The 25,641-nt window shown below is 72.5% G+C and carries 18 protein-coding genes and 1 tRNA gene; 3 read left to right on the forward strand and 16 right to left on the reverse strand.

What is annotated here, in order from left to right; all coding sequences use genetic code 11:
* Positions 1-5: 5 nt before the first annotated feature.
* Genes cmr6 through cas6 form a run of 6 tightly spaced genes read right to left on the reverse strand, consistent with a single transcriptional unit; the run spans position 6 to position 6,177 of the window.
* Positions 6-1,106 (reverse strand): type III-B CRISPR module RAMP protein Cmr6, encoded by a 1,101-nt coding sequence (gene cmr6 / locus RM479_RS13060; RefSeq protein ID WP_311511992.1) that lies wholly within the window; start codon positions 1,104-1,106, stop codon positions 6-8.
* Entirely contained in the window at positions 1,103-1,543 is a 441-nt protein-coding gene (cmr5, locus tag RM479_RS13065; RefSeq protein ID WP_311511993.1) for a type III-B CRISPR module-associated protein Cmr5, read from the reverse strand. Before cmr5 ends, cmr6 begins: the two co-directional genes overlap by 4 nt.
* Positions 1,543-2,484, reverse strand: a complete 942-nt coding sequence (gene cmr4 / locus RM479_RS13070) for a type III-B CRISPR module RAMP protein Cmr4 (protein ID WP_311511994.1) — start codon at positions 2,482-2,484, stop codon at positions 1,543-1,545. The genes cmr5 and cmr4 overlap by 1 nt, the downstream gene beginning before the upstream one ends.
* Entirely contained in the window at positions 2,475-3,656 is a 1,182-nt protein-coding gene (locus RM479_RS13075) for a type III-B CRISPR module-associated Cmr3 family protein (protein ID WP_311511995.1), read from the reverse strand. Before RM479_RS13075 ends, cmr4 begins: the two co-directional genes overlap by 10 nt.
* Positions 3,650-5,392, reverse strand: coding sequence for a type III-B CRISPR-associated protein Cas10/Cmr2 (cas10, locus tag RM479_RS13080; RefSeq protein ID WP_311511996.1), 1,743 nt, complete (start codon positions 5,390-5,392; stop codon positions 3,650-3,652). The genes RM479_RS13075 and cas10 overlap by 7 nt, the downstream gene beginning before the upstream one ends.
* Positions 5,389-6,177 (reverse strand): CRISPR system precrRNA processing endoribonuclease RAMP protein Cas6, encoded by a 789-nt coding sequence (gene cas6 / locus RM479_RS13085; protein WP_311511997.1) that lies wholly within the window; start codon positions 6,175-6,177, stop codon positions 5,389-5,391. Before cas6 ends, cas10 begins: the two co-directional genes overlap by 4 nt.
* 333 nt (positions 6,178-6,510) lie before the next feature.
* Between cas6 and RM479_RS13090 the strand changes: the two genes are divergently transcribed.
* Together RM479_RS13090 and RM479_RS13095 are read left to right on the forward strand one after the other, a co-directional pair.
* Complete coding sequence (locus RM479_RS13090; protein ID WP_311511998.1) at positions 6,511-9,303, forward strand: tetratricopeptide repeat protein; 2,793 nt, start codon at positions 6,511-6,513, stop codon at positions 9,301-9,303.
* A gap of 1,034 nt (positions 9,304-10,337) precedes the next feature.
* Complete coding sequence (locus RM479_RS13095; protein WP_311511999.1) at positions 10,338-11,369, forward strand: LacI family DNA-binding transcriptional regulator; 1,032 nt, start codon at positions 10,338-10,340, stop codon at positions 11,367-11,369.
* A gap of 43 nt (positions 11,370-11,412) precedes the next feature.
* Here RM479_RS13095 and mmsB read toward each other — a convergent pair whose 3' ends face one another.
* From mmsB to araB, 6 genes are read right to left on the reverse strand one after another with little or no spacing between them, the layout of a single operon-like run.
* Positions 11,413-12,699, reverse strand: coding sequence for a multiple monosaccharide ABC transporter permease (mmsB, locus tag RM479_RS13100; protein WP_311512000.1), 1,287 nt, complete (start codon positions 12,697-12,699; stop codon positions 11,413-11,415).
* A complete protein-coding gene (locus RM479_RS13105; RefSeq protein ID WP_311512085.1) occupies positions 12,696-14,225 on the reverse strand; it encodes an ATP-binding cassette domain-containing protein in 1,530 nt (509 codons plus the stop codon). Before RM479_RS13105 ends, mmsB begins: the two co-directional genes overlap by 4 nt.
* Before the next feature lie 35 nt (positions 14,226-14,260).
* A complete protein-coding gene (chvE, locus tag RM479_RS13110; RefSeq protein ID WP_311512001.1) occupies positions 14,261-15,352 on the reverse strand; it encodes a multiple monosaccharide ABC transporter substrate-binding protein in 1,092 nt (363 codons plus the stop codon).
* Positions 15,353-15,392: 40 nt separating this feature from the next.
* Positions 15,393-16,829, reverse strand: coding sequence for an L-fucose/L-arabinose isomerase family protein (locus tag RM479_RS13115; protein ID WP_311512002.1), 1,437 nt, complete (start codon positions 16,827-16,829; stop codon positions 15,393-15,395).
* 13 nt (positions 16,830-16,842) lie between these two features.
* Complete coding sequence (locus RM479_RS13120) at positions 16,843-17,535, reverse strand: L-ribulose-5-phosphate 4-epimerase (RefSeq protein WP_274812733.1); 693 nt, start codon at positions 17,533-17,535, stop codon at positions 16,843-16,845.
* Entirely contained in the window at positions 17,532-19,250 is a 1,719-nt protein-coding gene (gene araB / locus RM479_RS13125) for a ribulokinase (protein WP_311512003.1), read from the reverse strand. The genes RM479_RS13120 and araB overlap by 4 nt, the downstream gene beginning before the upstream one ends.
* Before the next feature lie 525 nt (positions 19,251-19,775).
* Between araB and RM479_RS13130 the strand changes: the two genes are divergently transcribed.
* Positions 19,776-20,204, forward strand: a complete 429-nt coding sequence (locus RM479_RS13130) for a hypothetical protein (RefSeq protein ID WP_311512004.1) — start codon at positions 19,776-19,778, stop codon at positions 20,202-20,204.
* 241 nt (positions 20,205-20,445) lie between these two features.
* Here the strand turns inward: RM479_RS13130 and RM479_RS13135 are convergent, their stop codons facing one another.
* The 4 genes from RM479_RS13135 to RM479_RS13150 form a co-directional block, all read right to left on the reverse strand.
* Positions 20,446-21,444: a phosphatidylinositol-specific phospholipase C gene (locus RM479_RS13135; RefSeq protein WP_311512005.1), complete on the reverse strand. Its 999-nt coding sequence runs from the start codon at positions 21,442-21,444 to the stop codon at positions 20,446-20,448.
* Between the two features lie 561 nt (positions 21,445-22,005).
* A complete protein-coding gene (locus tag RM479_RS13140) occupies positions 22,006-24,324 on the reverse strand; it encodes a transcriptional regulator (protein ID WP_311512006.1) in 2,319 nt (772 codons plus the stop codon).
* A 110-nt stretch (positions 24,325-24,434) separates the two neighbouring features.
* Positions 24,435-24,506, reverse strand: a tRNA-Arg gene (locus tag RM479_RS13145).
* 331 nt (positions 24,507-24,837) lie between these two features.
* Positions 24,838-25,590, reverse strand: coding sequence for a hypothetical protein (locus RM479_RS13150; RefSeq protein ID WP_311512007.1), 753 nt, complete (start codon positions 25,588-25,590; stop codon positions 24,838-24,840).
* Positions 25,591-25,641 lie beyond the last annotated feature (51 nt).

The raw sequence follows: 25,641 nt of genomic DNA on the forward strand, positions 1-25,641 counted from the left end.
AGCGGTCACGCGGATCCCTCCCACGCGTTCATGTAGCCGTAGCCGGCACCGGTCTTGGCGCCCACGCCCAGATCGGCCACGGCCTCGGTCAGCCAGCGCGCGGCGAGCGCGGTGGTCCCCTCGTCGTCCCCGACCACAGCGGTGGCGAAGGTGCCCCCCGACACCGTCAGGAAGTTGACCGGGACGGGCTGGTGGTGTTCCGCCGGAGGCTCGGCAGCCTCGCCCGGACGTCCCGTGACGGTGGTGTCGTAGTACGGCTTGACGTGCGGGGTCAGGACGTCGACCGACACCGTCACCGGTCCGCCCGAGGCGAAGGCGTCCAGGAACCGGACCCGGCCCCGGGAACCGGTCTCCGACCCGTGGCGTTCCCGACCTCCGACGCGGTGGGACGGCAACGGGGTGCCGAACACCCGGGTGAAGGCCTCCACGTCCGCCGCCGACCCCTCGACCTCGGACCAGGCGTACGCCGCCGCCGCGCCCTTGAGCCCCGAACCGGGGATGATCGGCCAACCGTAGGTGCCGTGCAGGGAGATGCCCAGTTCGTGGGCGTTGGACCGCTCGCCCAGACCGACCGCGACCCGCCATTCGGGTTCCATGAGGACGCGGATCACGTGCGCGCCGCCGTCCGCGAGCCGTTCGAGGGCGAACTCGCGCCGTCGCGCGACCTGCGCCACCCGAGGTCCCACCTGCCCGAGGTCGTGCTCCTGCGCCCACCGGAGCAGGGCGGTGCCCGCCTGTTGGGGCAGCTCCACCTCGGCGGGACCGTCGGGAACGAACGCGGTCCGCCGCAGGACGATGAGGGCGTTGGCGTCGGGGACCGCCCCGGGACCGATCAGTGTCGGTGCCGTATGGGCGGGGGTGTCCCACTCGACCTGGAGGAGGGATCGCAGCGGCCCCGCGCAGGCCACGGGCATCGTGGTGTCCCGGGCCGGGCCCGGAGCGGCTTTCCGCCGTGGTTCCCGGGGAGGGGCGCCGTCGCGCCCCCGCCCCGGTGCGGCGGGCGTGCCGGTGCCGGCGGGTCCATCCGCCCGCACCGCCGCCTTCTTCGCGAAGTCCTTCGGAGAGAACCCGCCGCCCCTCCCGGCCCCGGGCCCCTGGCCGGTCATCGCTCCTCCTCGTCGGGTGTCTCCGTCTTGACCTGCGTGTACACGGCATCGGCCAACCTGCGCAACCAGGAGAACAGGACGCTCACCTCTCGGCTCGCACGCGCGTAGGACTGCGCGTCCATCTCCCCCAGCGCGGAGAGCATCGCCCGGTGCGCCTCGGGTCCGACGGCGGTCCCGAGCCCGGCCGGCACCATGCCCTTGTCGGCCAGGTGAACGCGGATCTGCTTCGCGACGTCCCGGTAGGCACCGGTCAGCCGATCGGAGGAGGCCGAGTGGGAGCGGGCCGCGAGGAAGGCGTACGTGGCCGCCAGGCCGCTGGTGTGCAGCTGTACGGGCAGGTGCCGGAATCGGGAGCGCAGTTCCCGCGCGTTGTCCCCGACGACGTCGGGGAGCAGGCCGGCCGCGGTGACGGCCATGTTCTGATCGATCCGGGACATCAACCGGTCCCTTCGCCCGTGCCGGACCCCGTGTCGACCAGACGGGTCCACACCAGTCCCTTGCCGAGGGTCTCGTCCCCGCCCAGCCGGTGCAGGACCGTCCCGGGACCGTGCAGGAGCGAGCGGAGCAGCCGCAGGTGATCGGGGTCCGGCGGAGCGCCGTCGGACCTCCCCCGCAGGGTCAGGACCGAGGCCAGGACGGTCTCCGCGGGGAGGTACTCGCTGTGGAAGGGGCCGTTCTCGACGGTCTTTCCGCTGTTCAGTTGGACGCGCACGCTCACCTCGGTGCCCTCTTCCACCAGCGTCGCCATCGCGGTGGCGTCGACCAGCAGCAGGTCCTCGCCGAACTTCCGGGAGAAGGGCGCGAAGGCGGGCTCGGGGGCGAAGGCGTCCGCGGCGATCCGCGCGGCCCAGTCGGCCACCAGCCGGTTCCGTCCGTCCTCCGCGGCGCCCTCCACCGCTCCGTCCACGGGCAGCACCAAGGGCCCGAGCGCCTGGTCACCGGTCCAACCGTGACCGATGGCGATGACCCCTTCGGGTTCGGCGGGGGGCACGGGGTGTTCCGTGAGGCCCACCGCCCGGTACTTGCGGGACAGGCGGCCCAGCGCGATCACGGAGGTCACCCAGGCGAAGGTCCTGCGCAGGGTCGGGATCGGCAGGGCCACCAGTTGGGCGTCGCCGACCGACAGCAGTCCCGCAGTGGTGCCACCGCGACCGCCGACCGGGGAGCCGAACACCGCGTGCACGTCCGCGGTGGTCCACTCGGTGTGCTCCTCGGCGGCCTGTCGCAGCGCGCCCTTGAGGCTCTGCCCGTACACCGTGGGATAGCGGGTGTGCGCCTCACGCTGGATGGGCAGGTCGATGATGCCCTCGCTGTCGGAGGCCCCGGCGTGCAGGGGCGATTCGGTGTAGAAGAACAGCAGGAGGTCTTTCACGTCCACGTTCCCGTCAGGATCAGGCCGAATCCGGCCGTGGCCAACCGCCGGCCGTCACGGTCGGGGTTGTCTGCTTCCTCTCCCCAGGCCCGCCCGTGCGCCCGGGCGGCCCAGTCCTGCGCGGCGCCCTCCGGGTCGGGGCCGGTGAACCGCAGCAGGTACACCGAGCCCGCGGGCACCGCCCACCGCAACCAGGCGTTCGTGAAGGTGCCGTCGCTCTCGGGGGTCACACCGGCCACGTGCTCGGGCCCGGGGATCGCCGCGGTGACGAGGCGCGCGTTCTCGGGCAGGGGCGGCGACCAGGTGTCGTTCCAGCCGCCGTCTCGGGCGGGCCGTCGCCAGATCGCGGGGGTGGCGAGATACACCAGCACCTTGCCTTCGGGGAAGCGGCCGGGCGGCTTCGGCAACGCGATCCCCTCGTGCTCCTCGCACACCCGCAGGTCGGCCAGCCGTCCCTCTCCGCCCAGACGCACCGGCCCCGGGGGCGGCGGGGCCAGATCGGGGTCGAGTTCGCACAGGGCCAGAAACTCCCAGCCCTCGTCGGGTTCCTCGCGCAACCGCAGGAAATCCGAGGTGTACAGGTGGGCGTGCTTGACGGTGCGCCCCTGTCGGGCGATGCCCGTGCGCCGCTCCACCGTCAGCAGGTCCGCGCGGATGTCGGAGCCGATCGTTCCGTGGTGCAGGTAGTCCCGCATGGAGTCGTCCCCCCACCACAGGTCCCGCTCGTTCCGGTCGTCCCTCTTACCGGCGTCGTTGGCGTGCAGCCAGAGCGATTCGTCGCGCCCCAGATCGGTGCGGGCCGGGACACTCCGCGGGCGCAGGCGCGTCCACCGGTCGTGGGACCGCGGCGTCCTCTTGGCGGGGACCACGTCGGCGGGGACCGGGAAGGCCAGGTGCCATCGCCGTTCCCCGGAGTCCCACCGGCCGAGGAAGGGGCCCCGTACCGTGCGGGGTTCCGGCTTCCCTCCGGAGGCGGCGGCCTTGAAGGCCGCGCCCAGTGCTCCCGCGACGGTGCTCGGCCACGGACGCCGGGTGCGCGCCCCGCCGCCCGCCCCGGCGATGAAGGTACGTCCGTCCCTGACCTGCACGGCGTCGCGCGGTCGCAGGGCGAACCACACGCGCGTGGCCGCGTCGGCGGTGTCAGGCCCCTTCGGTGGTCGCGGGACCCGGCTCACCATGCCCGGCTCCGGAGGAAGACGGCGACCCGGGCCGCGGCCAGGGGCACCGGGGCCGGGGAGCCCTCCGCGTGTTCGGACGCTCCCATGGCGAGCAGGTTCCGGGCCTGTTCCCCGGTGCCGCCGTGCCGCAGGATCAACCGTGTCACCTCCGCCTCGTAGGTCTTCTCATCGGCTCGGGCCAGTTCGGCCAGGGCCGTGCGTTCGCCGTGCAGATCGCCGATCAACCGAGGGGACAGGGCGCCGTCGGTGGCGGTGCGGGGGACCGGGCGGCCCGACCGTGGTTCGAAGGTCCGCAGGGCTCCCAGGGCATCGCCCACCGATGCGGAGGACCACGGTCGCACGGTGTGCGAACGGGCTCCCGAACCGGTGATGTAGCCGACCGCGACGGCGTTCTTGCCCGGCACGTTCTTGGCCTCGGCCAACAGCTCACGGGCCCGGGAGATGACCGTGTGCAGGGGCGAGCCCTGGTGGGCGAAGACCACCGCGCAGCTGAGGGTGGTGGGGTCGCCCGCCACGGCCTCGCGGCAGGACCGGGCGGTCTCCAGGGCCGTGGCGGCGGGGAGGAAGGCCAGCAGGTCGTCCCCGCCGGAGTAGACGGTGACGCCGGAGTGCTCCTCCTTGATCCGTCGGCGGTGTTCCTCGGAGACCTCCTCCAGACGCAGGGAGACGGCCCGATGGCGTTCAGCGGTGACGGGCGGGGAGGACAGGTGGTCGCCCAGACCGTCGAGGTCGGCAGTGAGCACGGCGTAGTAGGGGTTGGCCTCGGATTCGACCAGGTCCACCAGTGCCCTGGTGGTGTCGAGCCCGCGGGCCACCGCGTCGGGGTCCACCGGCCGGGCCTCGGTCCCGTACTCCCGGGAGAGGGTGTCGACGTTCCAGGTCTCCGGGGTGACCCACCAGCCCGCGCCCCGGACGAACCACTTCTTGAGGGGGTCGTCCCACTCGTCGGTGTCCGTGGGGTTCAGGGCGGGGACGGCGCCTTCGAGGAAACGGGAGCGTTCACGGCCCATCACGGCCCGGGCGGCGTCCTCCAACCCGGTGACCAGCTCGCGCACGCCGGGGGAGTCCCACCGTTCCAGGACCCGGGCGCGGAAGGGCGTCGAGGCGATCGAGGCGGTGGAGGGGAACCCTCGTCCGCCGACGGAGGGCAGCCGGTGCCAGCGGCGTTTGAGCCAGACCGCAGCGGACAGTTCGCCGCCCCGTTCGTGCTCGGGCACGCGGGCAGGCGGGTGCCGCTCGGAGGGCCAGCGCGGTGAGACGGCGCAGGGCCGTGTCCCACGGCGCTCGGGGTAATCGAAGGCCCGCAGAACCTTGCGCGCCTCCAACGCCGACCGTGAGATCTCCCACCGTTCGGCGTAGTCGCCCGCCTCGGCCGGGACGACGGTCCACAGGACCTCGGGGAAACCGGGGACGTCGCGTTCGGATGCGAACAACTCCGTGAGCCGCTCCCGTACCAGCGCTCGCACGTTCTCCGCGGCCCTGTGGGCGAGTTCGGCCCCCGACCCCGGGGGGACCAGGGCCACGATCCTGCTCGACGCCGCCGAGGGGTCGGCCCGCGTGGGGATCACGAGTTCGACCCCGTCGTTGTTCTCCAACCCTTCGGCGGCCGAGGTGCCCAAACGGGCCATGATGTCGCTGGCGTTGGCCGCGTCGGCGGTGGTGCGCGACTCGGTGATGTAGGTCTGCACCCCGGAGAGGGCGATGACGACCAGGTCGCGCGGATCGTGTCCGCTCATCTGGCTCCGTTCCATGTGCGGCTGCGGTCGGTGGTGCGCGTGGTGCCGGAGTGGTCGGTGTTCTCGGCCGTCGCTCCGCTCCCGTCGGTGCCGGTCCGTCGGTGGAGGTGGACGCGCACGTGCCCGAGGCCGTGGGTGGTCTGCGCGCCGATCCCGGCGAAGGCCGCGAACGACCACAGGGTCGCGAAGACCCGTCGGGCCCCGGGGGAGGGGTGACCGGCCATGCCGAAGACGGCGTCGCCGACGAACCCGACCCGCTGCGCCGATCCCTCGCCCACCACCCGGGTGCGGATGTCGTGACGGGCCAGATGGACCGACTCCAGCGCCTCGGCGACCGACTCGGGCGGGAGCGGCAGCGGGCTGAAGGCCGCCCATCGGCGGGCCAGCCCGCCCATGAGGAGTTCGGGGTCGGGCAGGGGGAGCTGGCGCCCGGACCGGTTGACGTAGGTCGGGGTGGCGAAACCCACCCGCGCCTTGACGGCGGGCGCCACGGCGGTCAGCCGCTCGTACGGCTCTGCACGGCGGTCGATCGGGTCGAGTCGGAAGGCGTCGGTGCCCAACCGCACGGTTCCGTCGGCCTCGCCGGGAACGTCGGGGGCGGCGGGGTCGTCCAGGTGGCTCAGGACGAGGCGTCGGTCGACGAGGGCGGCGGTGAAGGGCTTGGCCTGTGCCGTGTGGTCGTCGGCGGGCGTCTCGAAGAGACGGCAGGCGAGTGCGTGCAGGTGGCGGGGGGAGACGGGCTCCGAGGGTGGGGGTGTGAGGGTGAGTGTCCACTGGGTGGGCACATGGCCTCCCGGTCGGGCGCGAGGGGCGGGTGTTCCGGCTGCGGGTGCCGTCGCCGTGACAGCAACATAGCAACGCCCGCCACGGTGTGTCCGGGAGAACGGGGATGCATGGCCACTTACGGCACGGGGGTGGCGGAGGGGGCGGAAGAGGGGTAAGGGGCTCGTCGGTGGGGCGACCCCTCACCTCGGGGTGTGGGGTTTTTGGGGCCTGAGTTTTCTCGTGTCATTTTTCGTGCCTTGAATTGACTTTTTGTGGTTTTTGCGAAATGTCATTCGCGGGTCGCCCCGGCGCTAATATTCGGCTGAACGGTGACGGCGTGATCCGGAGGCGGAATGGCGGACCATCCAGAACCCCCCTCGGAGGTGCGCGCCGCGCTCGCCTTCGGGCGGCCGTTGCGGGACGGCCTCGAACTCGTGCGCGCCAACCGTCGCGGCACCATGGTCGTGCTCGGGTGCGACGTGGAACACGAGAGACTGTTCGGCAACGGAGGCCGTGAGATCGACGAGGCCGTCACGGCCGAGAAGATCCACCGGGCCGCCCAGAACGACGGGGCCACGATCCTGTCCGCGGATCTCGAAAGGATCGCCCGAGAGGGCGTGTTCCTGGGGCCGAGGGCGACCCGTAGTACGGACACGGGCGGGACCAGACACTTCATCGCCGCGAGTTGGGCCGAACAGACCGGGCGCCCGGTGGTCGCGGTCAGCGAGGAACGGCGCACCGTCACCCTCTACCTCGGTACCGATCGCCACCTGCTCCGTACGGACGCCGAGCTGCGTTCGGAGATCGACGACGCCATGAACGCGTTGCGGGAGATCCGACGCCTCCTCAGGGATTCCCGTGTGTCGGGCCCCGCCGAACAGGCCGGTCTCGGCGACGCCCGGGCCCTGCTCGACGAGTTGGGCGGCCACCTCATCGAGCAGGGTGCGCGCCGCCGCGGTCTCTCCATCGAATGCTCCGCGATCGCCATGGGCCTGGGACTCGACTGGACCCCGTCGAGCGCCTCGTGGGAGACGTTCATCCCGCTACCCCCCGCGGTCCCCGCGGAGGAGCCGCCCCCGGCGGTCCGGGGGGACACCCGCAACGATTTCTCCGGTGAGGCCGACACCGTGGTGCAGGTCGGTTCCGCAGGGCAGATCCACATCCACGGACGACGCGATCGACCGCCCCTGCCGCAGCAACTCCCGCCCGCCCCCGCGCATTTCACCGGACGGGAGGAGGAACTCGCCGAGCTGGACGCGATCATGCCCACCGGCGGGGCCGACGCGAAGGTCGGCCTCGTGCTCGGCGGCCCCGGGGCCGGGAAGACCGCTCTGGCCCTCCGGTACGCCCACCGGGTGCGCGACCGTTTCCCGGACGGTGTCCTCTACATCGACCTGCGCGGATTCGACATGTCCTCTCCGCCGGCCGATCCCGCCGAAGTGCTCGGCGGCCTGCTCCGCGATCTGGGGCTCGCGGAATCCGTTCCCACGGATCTCGACGGGCTGACCCGGCGTTACCGGTCGGAGCTGTACGGCCGGCGCTGCCTGATCGTCCTGGACAACGCCCTCGACTCCGACCAGGTGTCCCCGCTGCTGCCCGACCTGTCCACCTGCGCGGTGCTGGTGACCTGTCGGAACACCATGCCCGGTCTGAGCATGGACGTGGGTGTGCACGAGGTCGGGATCGGTGATCTCTCGCCGGAGAGCGCGGTGGACCTGCTGCGCAAGATCATCGGGGGTCGGCTGCCCCTGCCCGACTTGGGTAGGATCGCGAAGCTCTGCGCCTTCCACCCGCTCGCGCTGTGCATCGTCGGCGCCCGGGGCCGTGCCTTCGCGCCGAACGATCTGGATTACTTCATCGACGATCTCGGGCGTGGACGACTCGGGTTGTTCGGGCCGTCGCGGGATCGCAAGTCCTCGCTCCGCGAGGTGTTCGCCCTCTCCTACCGAGGCCTGTCGAGCCGGCAGCAGTGGGTGTTCCGGATACTGGGACTGCACCCCGGCCCGACGGTCTCGTCCGAGACGGCCACCATGCTCCACCTCGATCACGGTGAACTGCTCTGGTTGTGCGAATCGCACCTCCTGGAGAGGTCGGGTAAGGACCGTCATCGGTTCCACGACCTCCTGCACGAGTACGCCGGGGAGCGTGCGATGGAGATGGGTCCTTCCGGACGTCAGGCCGAGCTGCGTCGGATCCTCCTGGCGTACCTGGAGCGCGCCGAGGCCCGGGACGCGGTGATCGACCCGTGGAGGCCGCGCATCTCGCGCCGGTTCTCCGGTCGCGTCGAACAACGGGAGCGCGCCGAGGCCGAGGCCTGGTTCGACGAGGAGCTGGAGAACCTGGCCGCGGCCGTGCAGAGCGCCCACCGAGAGGGCGAACGGGAACTGGCGTGGCGGTTGGCGCTGGCCCCTTCCTCGTACTTCTTCGGCCGCAAGCCCTGGGCCACGTGGATCCGCATGCAGGAGACGGGCGCGGCGGCGGCCCGCGAACAGGGGGAAGCGTCGGCCGAGGCCTGGCTGTGCGACGGGCTCGGTGTGGCGTACCGGGAGCGGGGCTCGCACACCGAGGCGCTGCGGTACTTCTATGAGGCGCTGGCACTGTTCCAGGGGGAACGGGAGCAGGAAGGCGAGGCCGAGGTACGCCTGCATCTGGCGCAGACGTACCGGGAGACGGGGGAACCCGAACGGGCGCTGCGGGAGGCGAAGGACGCGCGGGAGCTGTTCCTCCGGTTCGGCTCCGAGCATGGACAGGCCAGGGTCTCGAACCTGCTCGGTGGGATCCACGCGGCCATGGGCGACCTCTCCGAGGCGATGGGGTGCACGCGCGAAGCCGTCTCCCTCTTCGACGTTCTGGGTGATGAGCACGGCCACGCGTGGGCCGTGAACAACCTGGCACTGATCCTCGCGAAGACGGGACGCCACGAGGAGGCGATCGACGCCTTCCACCGGGCCAGGGTCGTACGCGAGCGGATCGACCCCTACGGCCTCGCCTTCACCCACAAGGGCCTGGGGGATACCTTGGTCGCGGCCGACCGACCGAACGAGGCGCGTCATCACCACCGGGAGGCGTGGAGGATCTTCGACGGCCTGGGCGACCCCCGGGCGGTGGAACTCCGGAGCCTCCTCGGCGACGTCGTCGAGGACTGAGGAATTCCCCTGATTTCGGGAGGAACAGAAGGTTTTCTCCGTGTCGGGACCTTGGTCGGCTCTTCGGATTCGGCAGGTCATCGGGCTGTTCGCCGATAACTCCCCGCTGTACATTCGACTCGCACGGGAAGTCGGCGCAGGTTTTCGCTCGTTCCCCCTTTCGACCGTCGATCCGTCGGCTTCCCGTGGCACCCCGGCCGATCGTGGGTCGCTCCGCCGACCGCGCCTTCACGCGCCCCCGACGCGCCTCACGGCCCGCCGCAGGCCCTTCGCGACGGCGGCGATGACGCGTTCCGGCCGGTCCGACAGGGTGGACGCCCGGTCTTCGGCAGACCCGGACCCCACGGGCGCCCCTTCCCCGTCCCTTCGGCGCCGCGCCCACCCGTGGGGCCCCGGCGCGCCGATCGACCGGGCCGTGGGCGGCCCGTTCCGGGCGTTCGCCCACCCCCTCCCGCCACGGGCGCTGTTCGCACAGAACCTCGGGGGGCGGGTCCCCGGCCGGGCCATGCCTCCTGGAGTGGTGTACCTTTCTCGCGGTCGCGTCCTTGCAGGTCATCGCGGCGGATGGCAGGAGTCGGGCGGCTTCTGCGGCCTCTCGGCGCCGACCGTCGGGGCGGACCGCCGCCTCCGACGGACGCCGACGCCGCGCATCCACGGGAGCGGGGCCGAAGAAGTCACACCGCTCGCCGGGACACCGTTCCCGGCCGCGTCGCGGGGGACCACCGCCCCGGCCTCCCCGACGCGTCGCCGCCCTCACGCGGTCCCGGAGGCGCGCGCAACCGGGCGGGCGTCGACGGGATCTGTTCACGTGAGCGCTAACAATCGGACATGGATCGCCGTGCAAAGGGGATATCGGGCATTGAACCCGCATCGCGGAGTGAGATATGTTAACGCTCATTCAAGGTGAGCCGATGCCGGGACCGGATACGATCCCCGCATCGGCCGTTCTCGCGCGTCGATCGCCCCCGCCCGTCGCGAGCGGTCCTGGACCGTCCGGCCCGGGGGCCCGTGACGCCGAGTCGGAGGAGGCGCGAATGGCGGAGGACCCATCGTCCGGGCGGGCGGCCCGCGAACCGGCGATGACCGATGTCGCCCGTCTCGCGGGCGTGTCCCACCAGACGGTCTCCCGGGTCCTCAACGGGCACCCCAACGTTCGCGAACGGACCCGGCTGCGCGTGCGCGCGGCCATCGAGCAGCTGGGGTACCGGCCCAACCGGGCGGCCCGCACACTGGCGACCGGCAGGTCACAGATCATCGGTGTGGTGGCGCAGAACTCGACGCTGTTCGGCCCGACCTCGCTGCTGGCCGCCTTCGAACTCGCCGCGACCGCACAGGGCTTCGTGGTCAGCGTCCGCAGGGTCCGCGTGCTGGACCGCAGGTCGATCGCCGAGGCCGTCGAACACCATCGGGAGCAGCGGGCCGCCGGGATCGTGGTGATAGCACCCACGGCCGCGGCCGATGAGGCCCTGGCCGAGGTCCCCGCCGACCTCCCCCTGGTCACCGTGGACGGCGACCCCGAACGGAGCGCCGCCCTCGTGACGGTGGACCAGGAGGCCGGCGCCGCGCTGGCCACCCGCCACCTGCTGGACGCGGGACACCGGACCGTCTGGCACGTGGCCGGCCCCTCGGACTGGTTCGACGCGGCGGGCCGGCTGCGCGGGTGGCGGCGGACCCTGGAGGAGGCGGGGGCCGAGGTGCCGCCGGTCGGCCAGGCGGACTGGAGCGCCGCCTCGGGCTACCGCGTCGGACTGATGCTCGCCCGCATGCCCGAGGTGACGGCGGTGTTCGCGGCCAACGACCACCTGGCGCTGGGGATGCTGCGGGCGCTGTCCGAACGCGGTCGTTCCGTTCCCGACGAGGTGAGCATCGTCGGGTTCGACGACGTTCCGGAGGCCGCGTACTTCACCCCGCCGCTGACGACCGTGCGCCCCGACTTCGACACGGTGGCCGTCGAGACGCTCGACGTCCTGCTGTCCCGCATGTCCGGTGACGGATCCGGCTCCACCCGCAGGACGATCGTTCCCACGCTCGTGGAGCGGGACAGCGTGGTGGCCCCGCCCGCGTGACGGGCGGGGCCGGTGACCCCGGGCGTGTTCCCCGGAACGCGCCTCAGGCGGGCGCGGTCCGCCGGTCGCTCCCGACGCCGCCTCGCGCGTCCCGGTCGAGACCACCGGTGCCCGTCCCGCCGCGTCGCCACAGGACGGGCCCGGCCGAGCCGCCTCCGACCCGCTTCTTGTTGTAGATGTCGAAGGCCACGGCCAACAGCAGGACCAGGCCCTTGATGAGCTGCTGCCAGTCCACGCCGAGCCCGATCAGGGACATGCCGTTGTTGAGGACGCCCATGACCAGGGCCCCGATGACGGCCCCCACCACCGTGCCCACCCCACCCGAGGCCGAGGCGCCCCCGATGAAGGCGGCGGCGATCGCGTCCAGCTCGAACATGGTGCCCGCTCCCGGGGTGGCCGCGTTGAGCCGCGCGGTGAAGACCAGACCGGCCAGCGCCGAGAGCATCCCCATGTTGACGAAGACCCAGAACGTCGTCCGTCGGGTGCGGATGCCGGACAGGGCCGCCGCCCTCTCGTTACCGCCCACCGCGTAGACGCGACGCCCCATCGTCGTGGAGCGCATGACGAACGAGTACCCCGCGATGAGGGCCACCAGCAGCACGCCCACCAGGGGCAGGCCGTTGCGTTCGGCCAAGGCGTAGGTGAACGCCAGGATCGCCGCCACGACCACCGCGGAGACGACCACGGTCACCGCCACCGGCTGCACGGGCAGCCCGTGCGCCAGCGACCGCGTCCGCGAACGCCACTGGATCCAGACCACCGCACCGGCGCCCGCGGCGCCCAGCAGGAGCGTCGGCAGGTGCGGGCCCTCGCCCTGCCACGGGAGGAAGCCCCCGGCCAGGACCCGCAGGGACGGGGGCAGCGGGGCGATGGACTCACCGCCCAGGACGGCCAGGGTCGCGCCGCGGAAGACGAGCATGCCGGCGAGGGTGACGATGAACGCCGGAACGCCCACGTAGGCGATCCAGAAACCCTGCCAGGCGCCGATGAGGGCGCCCAGCAGCAACGCGAGGGGCACCACCACGACCGTGGGCAGTCCCCACGAGGTGAGCATGATCGCCGATACCGCGCCGGTGAAGGCCACCACCGAGCCGACCGACAGGTCGATGTGTCCGGTGACGATCACCAGCATCATCCCGATCGCCAGGATCAGGACGTAGGAGTTCTGAAGGATCAGGTTGGTGAGGTTGAGCGGGGTCAGCAGGAGCCCGCCCGTCAGGATCTGGAACAGGACGACGATGACCACGAGGGCCGCCGCCATGCCGTACCGGCGGGTGTTGCCCCGCAGCAGGGCGCCGAGCCCGGCGCGCGCGGAGGTCGTCTGGTTCATGGCCGGTCCCCGGTTCGTGTCATCAGTTTCATCAAGGTCTCCTGGTCGGCCTCCGCGGCGGGCACCTCACCGGTGAGGCGCCCCTCGCACATGGTGTGGATCCGGTCGCACATGCCGAGGACCTCGGGCAGTTCGGAGGAGATGAGGAGGACGGCGGTGCCCTCGGCGGCCAACCGGCGGATGAGCAGGTGGATCTCGTACTTGGCCCCGACGTCGATACCGCGGGTCGGCTCGTCCAGGATCAGCAGCTCGGGCCGGGTGAACATCCACTTGCCGAGCACCACCTTCTGTTGGTTGCCGCCGCTGAGGGTGCGCACCGTCTGCGCGGTCCCGTGGCTGCGCACCCGCATCCGCTCGCTCATCCGGCGGGCCTCGACGGTCTCCCGTTCCTGGTCGACGACCCCGTACCGGGAGACGTGCCGCAGTCCGGCCAGGGTGGTGTTGTGCCGGATGTCGTCGTCCAGCAGCAGGCCGAGGGTCTTGCGGTCCTCGGGGACGTAGGCGAGACCGCCCCGGACCGCGGCGGTCACGTCGGGGACGGCCAGGGGCGTCCCGTCCTTGAGCAGCAGTCCTCGGACGTGGCGTCCGTAGGAGCGGCCGAACAGGCTCATCGCGAACTCGGTGCGCCCGGCGCCCATGAGGCCGGCCAGGCCCACGATCTCCCCGGCGCGCACGTGCAGGTCGACGCCGTCCACCACACGCCGTCCCGGCTGGGTGGGGTGGTCGACCGTCCAGTCGATCACCTCGAACCTGACCGGGCCGATCTCCCCGATCGGTTCGGGGTGGCGTCGGTCCAGCGAACGACCGACCATGCCGCGGATGATGCGGTCCTCGTCCACCGAAGGGGTGCCGTCGGTGTCGCGTTCCACGGTGAGGGTCTCGATCGCGCGCCCGTCCCGCAGGATGGTGATCTCGTCGCTGACGCTCACCACCTCTCCGAGTTTGTGGGAGATGAGGATGCAGGTGACCCCCTGCTCCCGCAGTTCCCCGAGCAGGTCCAGCAGCCGTTGGCTCTCCGTCTCGTTCAGGGCCGAGGTGGGTTCGTCCAGGATCAGCAGACGCACCCGTTTGGCCAGGGCCTTGGCGATCTCCACGAGCTGCTGGGCCCCGATGCCGAGCGCGGACACCGGTGTGGCCGGGTTCTCGTCCAGTCCCACCCGGCGCAGCAGTTCCCGGGCCCGGGTGTGGGTGGCGCCCCAGTCCACGACACCGAACCGGGAGACCTCGTGCCCCAGCAGGACGTTCTCGGTGATGGACAGCTGGGGGACGAGGGCGAGCTCCTGGTGGATGATGGCGATGCCCGCCCGCTCGCTGTCGACCACCCCGCCGAAGGAGCAGGGCTCTCCGGCGAGGAGGATCTCCCCGCCGTAGGTGCCCGCGGGGTGGACGCCGCTGAGCACCTTCATCAGGGTGGACTTGCCCGCGCCGTTCTCGCCCATGAGGGCGTGGACGACGCCCTCGCGCACGTCCAGGGTCACCCCGTCCAGGGCGCGCACCCCGGGGAACTCCTTGCGGATGTCGCGCATGCTCAGGAGGTGGCCCGCGTCCGCGGCGGGGTCGGTCACAGGTCCGACTCCTCGTAGTAGCCGCTCTCGACGAGCACCTCGCGGTAGTTGTCGATGTCGACCGACACGGGTTCGAGGAGGTGGGCGGGGACCGTCTTGACGCCGTTGTCGTAGGTCTCGGTGTCGTTGACGGGGACCTCCTCTCCCGCCAGCAGGGCCTCCACCATGGCGACGGTCTGGGCGGCCAGGGACCGGGTGTCCTTGAAGACCGTCTGGGTCTGCTCGCCGGCGATGATGGACCGGACCGAGGCCAGCTCGGCGTCCTGCCCGGTGACCACGGGCAACGGCCGGTCCTGCGCGCCGTAGCCCACGGCGCGCAGGGACTCGATCACGCCCAGGCTGATCCCGTCGAAGGGGGAGAGGACGGCGTGCAGCTCCTCATCGGAGTAGTGGGCGCTGAGCAGGTTGTCCATGCGGGACTGGGCGATGGCCCCGTCCCAGCGCTGGGTGGCGATCCGCTCCATCTCCGTCTGGCCGCTGGGCACGGCCAGGGTGCCCTCGTCGATGTACGGGTCGAGCACCGACATCGCCCCGTCGTTGAAGAAGTAGGCGTTGTTGTCGTCCGGGGACCCCCCGAACATCTCGATGTTGAAGGGTCCCTCCTCGCCCTCCTCCAACCCGAGGGAGTCGACGATGTAGCCGCCCTGGAGGACGCCGACCTCGAAGTTGTCGAAGGTGGCGTAGTAGTCGACGTGCTCGCTGCCCATGATGAGCCGGTCGTAGGCGATCACGGGGATGTCGCTGTCGGCGGCGGTGTCGAGCACGTCGCCCAGGGCCTCGCCGTCGATGGCGGCGATGACGAGGACGTCCGCGCCGCGGGTGATCATGTTCTCGATCTGCGAGATCTGGTCCTGGACGACGTCCTCGGCGTACTGCAGGTCGGTGCCGAAACCGCGCTCCTCGAACTCGGCCACCATGTTGGCGCCGTCGTTGATCCACCGCTCCGAGGACTGGGTCGGCATGGAGATGCCGATGAGGCCGTTCTCGCCCTGGGTCCGTGCCGCGTCGCCGACACCGCCGCAGGCGGTGAGGGCGAGCGCGGACGCGACGAGCGCGGCGGGGAGCGTCGTACGTGTGCCGTTCGGCATGGGGGGTCTCCTTCTGTCGGTGCTCTCCGGGGCCGGGTGCTCAGACCCGGACGTGTTCGATGTCGACCAGGCGGCACAGGACGCGCCAGTCCTCGGCGCGGTGGCCGGTGTTCATGACCATGTGGTGGGTGCCGCCCGCGCGCAGCCAGGCGTCCATGCAGTCGCGCACCCCCGAGACGGGCCGGAACCGGCCGTAGGGCATCTCCAGTGACGGCAGTTCGGGGGAGTCGAGGACCTCCCCCTCGGCCACGACCAGGCGGAACCGCTCCCCGCCCAGGGAGACGAGGGAGGCCAGGGTGGCCGGGCCGGGCCGGTACCGGAACAGGATGGTGGGCGGATCACCGAGGCCGCCGATGCCCAGGGGGCGTTTGATGAGCCGGATCGGTTCGTCCTCGCGGGCCACCCGCCAGTTGCCCTCACCCATGTGGCTCATGAGGATCGAGTCGCCGGGGAAGTCCATGGCGTACATCTCGGTGAAGTGGCCGTCCCCGGCGAGCCGGTGGCCCGCGTAGACGATCGAGGCGGCCAGGACGTCGCCCTCTCCGGCGAAGCCGTACCCCTGGGCCATCAGCGTGGAGGCGGCGGCCATCGGCAGCCGGGCGAAACGGCCGTCCTCGCCGATCGCGTCGAAGTGGGTGGAGTAGGCGCCGCACTCCGCCTCCTCCAGCAGCCGTTCGATGCCCGACTGCATGCGGGCGTGGTCCTCGCGTTCCTCCTTGGACAGGCGCTCGTCCACCCGGAAGGACCGGTCCTCCCACTCCATGAGGCTCCGTATCGTCTCCTCCGGGAGATCGGCCATGGTGCGGTGCAGGGCACCGGGGGCGATGACGTGCACCTCGGGGCCGAGCCTGCGCAGCAGCGCGGTCTCGTCGACCCGGGCGTCGCCCATGCCGTTCATCGGGTAACCGAACACGCCGACCCGCAACCGGCGCAGGTCCGAGACGGCGCGGGCGGCCCGGGCCCACCGGTCCACCCGGGCGGCGAAGTCCGGGCTCCGCCACTCGCCGGTGATGACCTCGAAGGGCGTGTCCGCGCGGACCAGGGCGTTGGCGGTGTCCTGCGCGCCGTGGATCCCCTGGTTGTAGGTCATGTCGTCCATGTCCCACTCGGCGGTGACGGCGGGATCGGGCTGGATGTTGGCCAGGGCGAGGGGCAGGTCGGATCGGCTCAGGGCCCGGGTGACGCGCAGGGAGGGGCCGTAGGTGAGCATGACGATCATGACCCCGTCGAGGCCGTCCGCCTCGAACGCGCGCATCGCGCTCTCGGCGTCGGCGCGTCCCCGTACCGGCGGGGCCACGGTCCACTCGGCGACGCCGGCGAGCCGCTCCGCGACCCGGGCGGCGTAGGCCGCCTGGCGTTCGGTGATACCGGGGATCATGTCGTCGTAGAGCGGCTGCATGATGCCGAGCAGGCCGATGCGCGGGGCGCGCGTCCGCACGGCCGGATTCGCGGAGGGCGGAGGGATGGGGAAGGGCATGGGGGTGTCTCCTCTACTGTCCGTAGGCGTTTCGGTAGCGCTCGTGGAGGGCGTCGATGTGCTCCTGCGGCAGGCGCGGGACCGGGCCCGCCTGCCGTGCGATGTGGACGGTGCGCGCCACGTCCTCGCACATGACCGCGGCCTTGACGGCGGCGGCCGGGTCGGCGCCGATGGTGAACACGCCGTGGCCGCGCATGATGACGGCCGGGGAGCGGTGGCCTTCGAGGGTGTCGACGATCCCGCGGCCGATGGCGTCGTCGCCGATCAGCGCGAACGGGCCCACGGGGATGTCCCCGCCGAACTCGTCGGCCATGGCGGTGATGGCGCAGGGGATCGCCTCGCCGCGGGCCGCCCAGGCGGTGGCGTAGGGGCTGTGGGTGTGGGCGACCCCGCCGACGTCGGCGCGGAGGCGGTAGACGTGTGCGTGGGCGGCGGTGTCGCTGGAGGGCTTGTGCCGTCCCTCGACGACGCGCCCGTCCAGGTCGCACACGACCATGTGCTCGGGGCGCAGGTCGTCGTAGGAGACCCCGCTGGGTTTGATGACCATCAGGTCGGCGCCGGGTACGCGCGCGGAGACGTTGCCGCTGGTCCAGGTCACGAGGTTCCAACGGGGGAGTTCGGCGTGCAGCGCGCACACCTGTTCGCGCAGGCGCTCGATCGTGTCGCGGTGGGCGTCGGCCTCCGCCGCGGGCGTTCCGGTGGTCATCGTCGTTCCTTCCGGTCGGTCCGGGGACCGGTGAGGGCGTCGTTGCGCAGGGCGCGCAACCGTCGCAGCCCGTCGGTGCCGCCCCGGCCGAAGTGGTCGTGGAGTTCGGTGTAGATCGCGAAGAGAGCGTCGTAGGCGGCCGTGGTGCTCGGGTCCGGGTCGACGGTGGTGTCGCGGACGCGTCCCATGGCGGCGGAGGCGGCGTGGACGTCGGGGTGAACGCCGGCGGCGACCGCCGCGTGGATCGCCGACCCGACGGCGCACGCGTGTTCGGTGTCCACGACCCGCAGGGGCCGGTTCAGCACGTTCGCGTAGACCTGGAGCACGAAGGGGTTGCGCACCATGCCGCCGCCGACGGTGAGGTCGAGGACGGGGACGCCGGCGCCGGTGAAGGCGTCGATGATGGTCCGGGTGCCGAAGGCGGTCGCCTCGACCAGGGCCCGGTAGACGTCCTCGGGTCGGGTGGCCAGGGTCATGCCGATGAGCACGCCGGTGAGCGAGTGGTCGACCAGGACGGAGCGGTTGCCGCTGTGCCAGTCGAGGGCGACCAGCCCGTGCCCGCCCACCGGTGCGTCGGCGGCCTTGGCGGAGAGCAGGTCGTGGACGGACAGTCCCCGCTCGCGGGCCTCGTCGTGGTAGGCGGGGGGAACGTGCGTGTCGACGAACCAGCCGAAGATGTCGCCGACCCCGCTCTGCCCGGCCTCGTAGCCCCACATTCCGGGGGTGATGCCGCCCAGGACCGACCCGCACATGCCGGGCACCTCGGCCGGGACCTCGGAGTTCATCACGAGACAGGTGCTGGTGCCCATGATGGCGAGCATTCGGCCGGGGGCGGTGGTCCGGGCCGTGGCGGCGGTGACGTGGGCGTCGATGTTGCCGACCGCGACGGGGGTGCCCTCGGGCAGTCCCGTCCAGGTGGCGGCCTGGGCGGTGAGACCGCCCGCGCGCGAGCCGAGCTGCGAGAGCGGGTGGTCGAGCCCGTCCTCGACGAAGGAGGGGAACCGGGGATCGAGGGCGGCCAGGAACTCCTTCGAGGGCCACCGGCCGTCCTGGTACAGGCCCTTGTACCCGGCCGTGGCCGCGTTGCGGGTCTCGCGCCCGCACAGCCGCCAGACGATCCAGTCCGCGCCCTCGATCCAGCGGTCGGCGCGCTCGTACACCTCGGGGTCGTCGCGCAGGACCTGGAGGGCCTTGGCGAACTGCCACTCCGAGGAGACCTTGCCCCCGTAGCGGGCCGGCCACGGCTCTCCGAGCTCTGCCGCGAGGGCGTTGATCTCGTCCGCTTCGGGCTGGGCGGCGTGATGGCGCCAGAGTTTGGGCCAGGCGTGCGGCCGGTCCCGCAGGTCGGGCAGCAGGCACAGGGGGGTGCCGTCGGCGGTCACGGGGAGGAAGGTGCAGGAGGTGAAGTCGGTGCCGATCCCGATGACCTGCTCCGGGCGCACGCCGGAGACCCGTAGTGCTTCGGGGACGGCGGTGCGCAGCACCTCGATGTGGTCCTCGGGGTGCTGGAGCGCGGTGTCCGGTTCCAGGGCCTCCTCCCCGCCGGGCAGGTGATCGGTGATGACCCCGTGGGGGTAGACGTACTCGGCCGAGCCGAGTTCGGCGCCGTCGGAGGTCCGGACCACGACGGCCCGACCCGAGAGGGTCCCGAAGTCGATCCCGATGACGGCCGTGTCCGCCGACGGAGTTTTGTTGGCGCTAACATTTTCAGGCAAGGAGTGCGTCCCTTTCGAGGGTCGGTCGGTGCCAGAAGGCGGGTCCCGCCCTCGGGGCGAACTCGGGATCCGATCATTCTCCGAGGGTGGGGGCGGTGTGTCGTTTCCGGGTCGGTGAAGGTGGGCTCATGGGAGGTATTTCCCGGTCTTGATCGTGGGACGGCCGCCCCGCGAGGGGAGGGACGCCCCGGAACCGGGGTGCGTCCGCGAGGGTGGCTTCCGATGGGGCGCACGTGGTTCCGGGCGCCTCATCGGGGCGTCGCCCCGCGGTGGAAAACATGACGCAGCTCATAGTGTTGGCGCTAACAATTGAGAAAGTCAACCCCCGCAAGACCATCGGATGAGGGCAGCGACCCCGAGTGCGGTCACCGGCGATCCCGTCGGAGGCCGCGCGCACCGACCCGTCGAGGAAGCGGGCGGGAGGTCCACCGCACCGCCGGGACATGTCCCTGGCCGGCGGTTTCCGAGGGCGGCGGCGATAGCATGCGCGGGTCGTCCCCCTCTCGAAGGAACGAGGAACCCCCGGTGAATCCCCCGATGCCCGGCCCGCTCAAGGCCGCACGGATCATCCTGTTCGTCACCGCCGGCCTGGTCGGCGTGTCCCTGGTGATGAGCCTGCTCAGCCTGTTCTTCCTGCTCGGCGCGCCCGAGCAGGAGCAACGGCGTCTCCTGGCCGAGTCCGGGACGGACCTCGGTGAGATCCTGCTCCGGTTCGCCTTGGGGCTGCTCTCCGCCGTGGCCCTGGCGACGGCCGGGGTGCTCCTGCCCAAGGGCGGTCGGCGCGCGCACCTGCTGGCGCGCCTGCTGGTGGGCGGGGCCGCGCTGGTCACCATCGTCGGCGCCGTGCTCACCGACCGGGCCGCGGCCATGGTGGTGCTCTCACCGCTGGTCGTGCTCATCCTGTTGCAGCTGCGCGCCTCGCACGAGTGGTTCGTCGAGACCGAGCGGACCTGATTCGGAACCGTTAACGGACAAGACGAGACAAGAGCCACAACCGACCCTTTCGCCCCACTGGTTTTCCGAAAGCGTTCACGTTCACTCCCTCGCATTCCGTAAGGTGTTCTCCGGGACCTCGGGAGTTCCGGTGCGGGACGGTGTGGACGGACGCCTCGCCCGGGCTCCCGGTTTCCCGTTCCGGACCTCCGGCGCCGGCCGTGCCCTCAGGGCGGACGGCGGTCGGCGTCGGCGGCCGGTCTCAACCCGGATTGCGGACCAGGATCCTGTCGATCAGCTCCCGGTCCGGGAAGTCCATCACCACGATCCCGGTCCGTCGCGGGGGCGCGTTCCGCAGATGCCCCACCGCGTAGGTGTTGACCCCGCGGGACCCCAGGAACCCCCAGGCGACTTCGCGCGGATTGGCGAAGGGCGCGCCGCTCCCGCTCAGGTGGTTGACGTACAGCGTCCCCGGGGGACCGGACGCCGCCGCGTCCAGGTGGACGCGGGCCTTCTCCCACTTGGCCGGGATGTCGAACAGCGTGGGCACCCGGTAGTCGTCCTGGACGCTCAACGCCGACCCGTTCCACCGGATCCCGTAGTCGCGCGAGGCCGGGAAGTCCTGCACGATGACGATCCGTCCACGGACCTCGCCCAGGTCCGGCACCCGCGTCCCGCCCGGAACCGGCGGCGCCCACAGACGCTCGCCCAGGATGTGCCGGGTCCCGGGGTCCTCCTCGATGTAGTGGTCGAGGGTCTCCTCATAGCTTCGCGTGTTCTCCTCCTCCGTGTGCTCCTTCTTCAACCGGATCAGCACCGTCTCGGTGGGGTGCCGGTCCAGGAACGCGCCGATCTCGACGACCACGTCGGTGAAGTTCAGGTGCAGGTACTCGGCCCCGTGATGGAGGGGGAAGGCGTCCCGGTAATGGCGGGTGCGCACGTCCAGGAACCGCACCCCCGCGTCGAGCTGTTCGGCGATGGTCAGATCCTGGGTCCGCGACCACACCGTTCCGCGCCAGGCGGCGCTGTCGTGGGTCCCGGGGATGGACAGCTCCGCCAGGTTCACGTCGTCGGACAGGGAGCCCATCCACCCGGCGGGTTCGGCGGCGGGTACGGCCTCGGCGAGGGCCGGGGCGGGGGCCATGAGCCCGGGCAGGACGACCAGGGTGACCAGGGCGGACCACAGCAGGGACAAGGGCGCGGGGCCGGTCGGGGCCGGCGCGGCGGGGACGGGGGAGACGGGGGCGGACGAGGAGAGCATGGGGTTCCTCCGCTCGCGGGGGCGGGCGCGGGGGCGCACCCGGATCCGTCCACACTGCCACGCGGAGCGTGACACCACACCCCCTGTGCGGCAGGCGATTCCGCGCCGGATCCGCGAGCGGATCGACGGGCTGTCGGCCCCGCTGTCGCCGGCCGGTGGGAACGCCGTGGACGGGATCGGCGACGACCGGTCCCCGACCTCCCGGAACGGCGGTGCGAGGCGGGGGCGGTCCGGAGCACGCACGGGTGGGCCCCGTCCGGTTCCACGAGGACGTCCGTGCCACCCGGAGGCATCCGGTGGACGCGCGGATCACCGCGCACCCGTGGGGACGGTCGGTGGGCCCGGCCCGACCGCCGAAGCGCGTCCCACACGGCGAGGCCGTCGTCGGCCGGCCGGGTGCGCACCCGGCGATGGACCGTGTGGTGGCGCGTACGGGTCGCCCCGCGCGGGGAGTGGAGCCGGGCCAGGGGGCCGGGAGCCTCCCCACGGGGTGGGGTCGTCCCGCTCGCGCGAGCCTCTCCGGTGCCCCGTCCGCCGGGCGGGGCACCGGCGGACCGCCGATCAGAGCCGATACGGGTGGGGGAGCAACGCCTGCGGGGCGATCCGCAGCATCCAGTGTCGCCGGGCCGTCCACCCCAGGAACCGCACGACCTCCTCCTCGTCGTGGTCCGGAAGGGACCGTCCCTCCACCGCCGCGCGCAGTCCCCTCAGCGCCGGTTCCAGCCGCTCACGCACGTGGTGGGGCCGCCCCGCGGACGACTCCTCCATCCGGTCGAGCACCTCGCGCTGTTCCGCGAGCGGGCACCGGGACAACAGGAACACGGTCTGACGCCACGCGAACGCGGCGTTCTTCACGTGCGCGAGCGCGTCCCGGACCCGGGGCAGCGCCCCCACCAGCCGCACCGTCGTCAGGTGCGCCCGCAGGGCCGCCTCCGCCCATCCGTCCGCGGGGCGCGACCCCAGCAGGGTCAGGGCGGCCAGGTTGTGGGTGGTGAGGATCTGCGCCTGTTCGATGACCATGCCGTTGCCCGCGACCGTCCCGGGCGGGTTCCCGGCCCGCTCCCGGCACAGGTCCGCGAAGGTGGGTCGTCCCCGTCCGGGGCGTTCCTCCAGGGCGAGCACCCGCGTGCGGTCGATCCCGTAGTAGCGGGTGTAGAGGTCGTCCCCGAGCACCTCCGCGGCCACGCGCGCGACCCGGGTGAACTTGGGGGAGAAGGTGCCCATGAAGATGTCGGAGGCCAACTCCTCCACGAACCCGAACTCCAGACCGGCGGTCCGCGCCAGCCCGTTGAGTTCGCTCACCAGCGGGTTCGGGGTGATGGTGCCGGGGAAACGGGTCAGCACCGTGTCGCCGAGCCGGGTGATGAGGGTGCGGGCGGCCGTCCGCCGGGTGCCGGCGGAGTCGTGGTGCGGCGTCGACTCGCGCACCCAGGGCAGCTCGCTCCGGCGCACCTGGCTCTCCAGGTTCAGCAGCAGCAGGGAGCGCCGGGCCGCGAACGCCCTGTGGTGGGCGGCGACCAGGCGGGACAGCGTCGGGTCGCCGATCGCGGAGGCCTCGGCCTCGGCGGCCAGGGCCGGCACCAGGGAGGCCAGCACCTCGGCGGAGGGCACGATCCCCCGCTCCACCAACGCGTCCAGGGGCGCGATCACGGCCCGCTCCACCCGGGCGCGCAGCGGACCGGGGATCGACGCGCCCTCGGGCACGGTGAAGCTCCGTGCCTCCTCGGGGGAGGTGGGGACCAGGACCGCCTCCGTGTCGGGCACCCCGGAGTTGCCGGGCAGCGGCGTCAGCCGTTCGCCCAGCAGCGCGGCCAGCACGTCGTGGGCGGGCCGAGCGGCCTGGGCCGCCTGGTCGGCGCGCAGGGCGGCGTGCCCCGGGGAACCGGGTACGCCCCGCTTGGCCGTCATCGAGACCACCGCGTGCCGGAGCAGCCCGCGCCGGCGCGCGCCGAGCCCGCCCTCGGTGAGGGCCTCGCGCAGCGCGGCGAGGAGGATCGCGAGGTTCTCATTGGGCCTGCGGTGCTTGGTGCACAGCGTGTGCTCGACGGCGAGCCGCTCGTACTCGTCGAGCAGGGCGGCACCGCGTTCGGTCCACCCGTCGGGACGACGCACGTCCACCTCGGTGGCGCCCGCGCCCGCGTCCTCGGCACCGGGGCCTCCGGCCTCCGCCGTGGTCTCCAGCCAGTGCGTCAACAACCGGTCGGCGAAGGGGTTCCACACCGTCAGGGCCTCTCCCTGGACCGTGACCCGGTGCGCGCCCTTGGCGGTGACGTCCGCGAGGGAGTGCCGCACGTCCTCGACCGACCACCGGAACACGGAGCCCTCGGGCAGGTTCCGGGCGGGGGCCGGACGCGGGGTCAGGCACAGGGTGGCGGCGAAGGGGTCCAGTTCGCCGAGCACGCGCAGCGCCCCGGCGGTGTCGCCGGCGCGCAGCAGCCAGGTGACGGTGAGCAGCGCCGCCTGTTCGGGCTCGTCGATCTCGTATGCGCCGGAGTCCAGGAGGGCGGAGAGGTGCGCCAGACCCGCTTCGGTGAGGTGGTGGGCGTACAGGGCGGCGCGGTCGGCCTTCAGGCCGTGCCGGTCGATGAGCGCGCGTTCCTGGGGACGCAGCGGACCTCCGGCGGCGGCCTCGCCGGTGGCGAAGCCGCCGTGGGAGACCACCGGGGTGACCCAGGCGGGCATGCCCCTGACGGGGGTGCGCGAACCGATGGACAGCAGGCCGCGGGCCATGCCGTCCAGGACCCGCCGCCAGGAGGCGGCGCGGCGTTCGGCGGCCTGGCGCACGGCGGGATCGCCGTGGGTCGCGGCGGTGGCCAGTGCCCTGGCCAGTCGGTCGGCGGCGTATCCGGGGTTCGCTCGCACGGGGGTGGTGTCGTCCATGCCGATGCGGCGGGTTCCGCCCCCGCGACCTCCCGGATGAGCCGGGTGCTCCACTGACTGAGCCACGCATCGTGGATCGGCGCACGCTGCTCGGTGCGCGCGCCGATCGGCCGGTACGGCGGGTTCCGCCCCCGCTCCCTCCCGGTCCGGAGCCGGGCGCTCTGCTCATGAGCCACGTACCGTGACGCCCCTCGGAGGGGCCGTCGACGGGGCGGGTCCCGCCCCGCGGCCTCCCGGTCGTGAACCGGGTGCTCCGCCGGCCGGGCCGTACTCCGTCGATGTCCGTAACCTAGCCGCGGGAAGGGTCGGCGGAAAAGCGATTTTCCGGTGAGGGACGGCATCGACGCCCCGCCGGCGGATGGACGGCCGCTCGTACGGGCGGGGCCTGGGGGTGTGATCCGGGCACCCGGGAGACGAGACGGCGCGGGTTCCCGCGCGCCATCCCGGGAACGCCGTCGACAAGCCGTCGACGAAAGGGGTGCACCGCCGGTACGACGCCCGGTCGCGGGAGGTTCAGACGCCGGACCCCGGACCGTAGGGGGTGGCGAACCGGGTCGCCAGGTCGAACACCGCCGTCGGCTCCGGCAGCGGGCCGCGCGCCAGCAACGTCGCCAGGCACGGGCACCATGGGGCCCTGCCCTGGACGGCGCAGGCCAGCACCCCCAGCAGGCGCAGGGACAGGGCCAGGTCGGCCAGGTGGGGACCGGGACGCTCGACAGCGGCTCCCGGGACGAAGGCCCGCAACCCGAGCTGTTCCTCCTTGGCCCGGGCCAGATCCCGGGCGATGCGGTGCTCGGGGGTGGGCGCCAGGTCGACCAGGCCGTCGTCGGCGATGCGCCGCAGCGCCCCCACGGTGACGGCGGTGGGGGATTCACAGACGCGGGCCAGCGCCTCCAGGGTGGGACAGTCGGCGCGGTGGGCCGGGGAGCAGACCCGCCGCCACCGTTCGGCGGGCAGCAGCGAGGCGAAGCAGTCCACGGCGGCGCGGGTGCGCGGCGTGAGCCAGTGGCGGACGTGTTCGGCGTTGCCCGGGGCGTCGACGGGGACCGGCCAGGGGGTGGGGAGCAGGGCGCGCAGTGACAGGCCGCGGCGTCGAGGGGTGCGCAGCGGTTCGGGGCGGCGCGTCCACGGGTCCGGTTCGACCCGGCGGGCCAGGGCGTGCGGGGTGTGGTCGGCGCAGGGCGGGCTGAGGCGGGGGCGGAGACAGCGTCCGCCACGGAGGGTGGGACCGTCGCAGGGGTGTGCGCGAACGAGGTTCCGGGCCATGGTTCCGAGGATCCCCGACCGGTACGGTCCGTGCCATGGCCTCGACGGTCA

The sequence above is a fragment of the Nocardiopsis lambiniae genome (assembly GCF_031845465.1).
Lineage (GTDB): Bacteria > Actinomycetota > Actinomycetes > Streptosporangiales > Streptosporangiaceae > Nocardiopsis > Nocardiopsis lambiniae.

What these genes read in the sequence shown, in the direction of transcription:
- cmr6 (WP_311511992.1), bottom strand. Translation starts at nt 1,106, where the DNA reads ATGACCGGCCAGGGGCCCGGGGCCGGGAGGGGCGGCGGGTTCTCTCCG.
- cmr5 (WP_311511993.1), bottom strand. Translation starts at nt 1,543, where the DNA reads ATGTCCCGGATCGATCAGAACATGGCCGTCACCGCGGCCGGCCTGCTC.
- RM479_RS13075 (WP_311511995.1), bottom strand. Translation starts at nt 3,656, where the DNA reads ATGGTGAGCCGGGTCCCGCGACCACCGAAGGGGCCTGACACCGCCGAC.
- cas10 (WP_311511996.1), bottom strand. Translation starts at nt 5,392, where the DNA reads ATGAGCGGACACGATCCGCGCGACCTGGTCGTCATCGCCCTCTCCGGG.
- RM479_RS13090 (WP_311511998.1), top strand. Translation starts at nt 6,511, where the DNA reads ATGGCGGACCATCCAGAACCCCCCTCGGAGGTGCGCGCCGCGCTCGCC.
- RM479_RS13095 (WP_311511999.1), top strand. Translation starts at nt 10,338, where the DNA reads ATGGCGGAGGACCCATCGTCCGGGCGGGCGGCCCGCGAACCGGCGATG.
- mmsB (WP_311512000.1), bottom strand. Translation starts at nt 12,699, where the DNA reads ATGAACCAGACGACCTCCGCGCGCGCCGGGCTCGGCGCCCTGCTGCGG.
- RM479_RS13105 (WP_311512085.1), bottom strand. Translation starts at nt 14,225, where the DNA reads ATGCGCGACATCCGCAAGGAGTTCCCCGGGGTGCGCGCCCTGGACGGG.
- chvE (WP_311512001.1), bottom strand. Translation starts at nt 15,352, where the DNA reads ATGCCGAACGGCACACGTACGACGCTCCCCGCCGCGCTCGTCGCGTCC.
- RM479_RS13115 (WP_311512002.1), bottom strand. Translation starts at nt 16,829, where the DNA reads ATGCCCTTCCCCATCCCTCCGCCCTCCGCGAATCCGGCCGTGCGGACG.
- RM479_RS13120 (WP_274812733.1), bottom strand. Translation starts at nt 17,535, where the DNA reads ATGACCACCGGAACGCCCGCGGCGGAGGCCGACGCCCACCGCGACACG.
- RM479_RS13135 (WP_311512005.1), bottom strand. Translation starts at nt 21,444, where the DNA reads ATGCTCTCCTCGTCCGCCCCCGTCTCCCCCGTCCCCGCCGCGCCGGCC.
- RM479_RS13140 (WP_311512006.1), bottom strand. Translation starts at nt 24,324, where the DNA reads ATGGACGACACCACCCCCGTGCGAGCGAACCCCGGATACGCCGCCGAC.
- RM479_RS13150 (WP_311512007.1), bottom strand. Translation starts at nt 25,590, where the DNA reads ATGGCCCGGAACCTCGTTCGCGCACACCCCTGCGACGGTCCCACCCTC.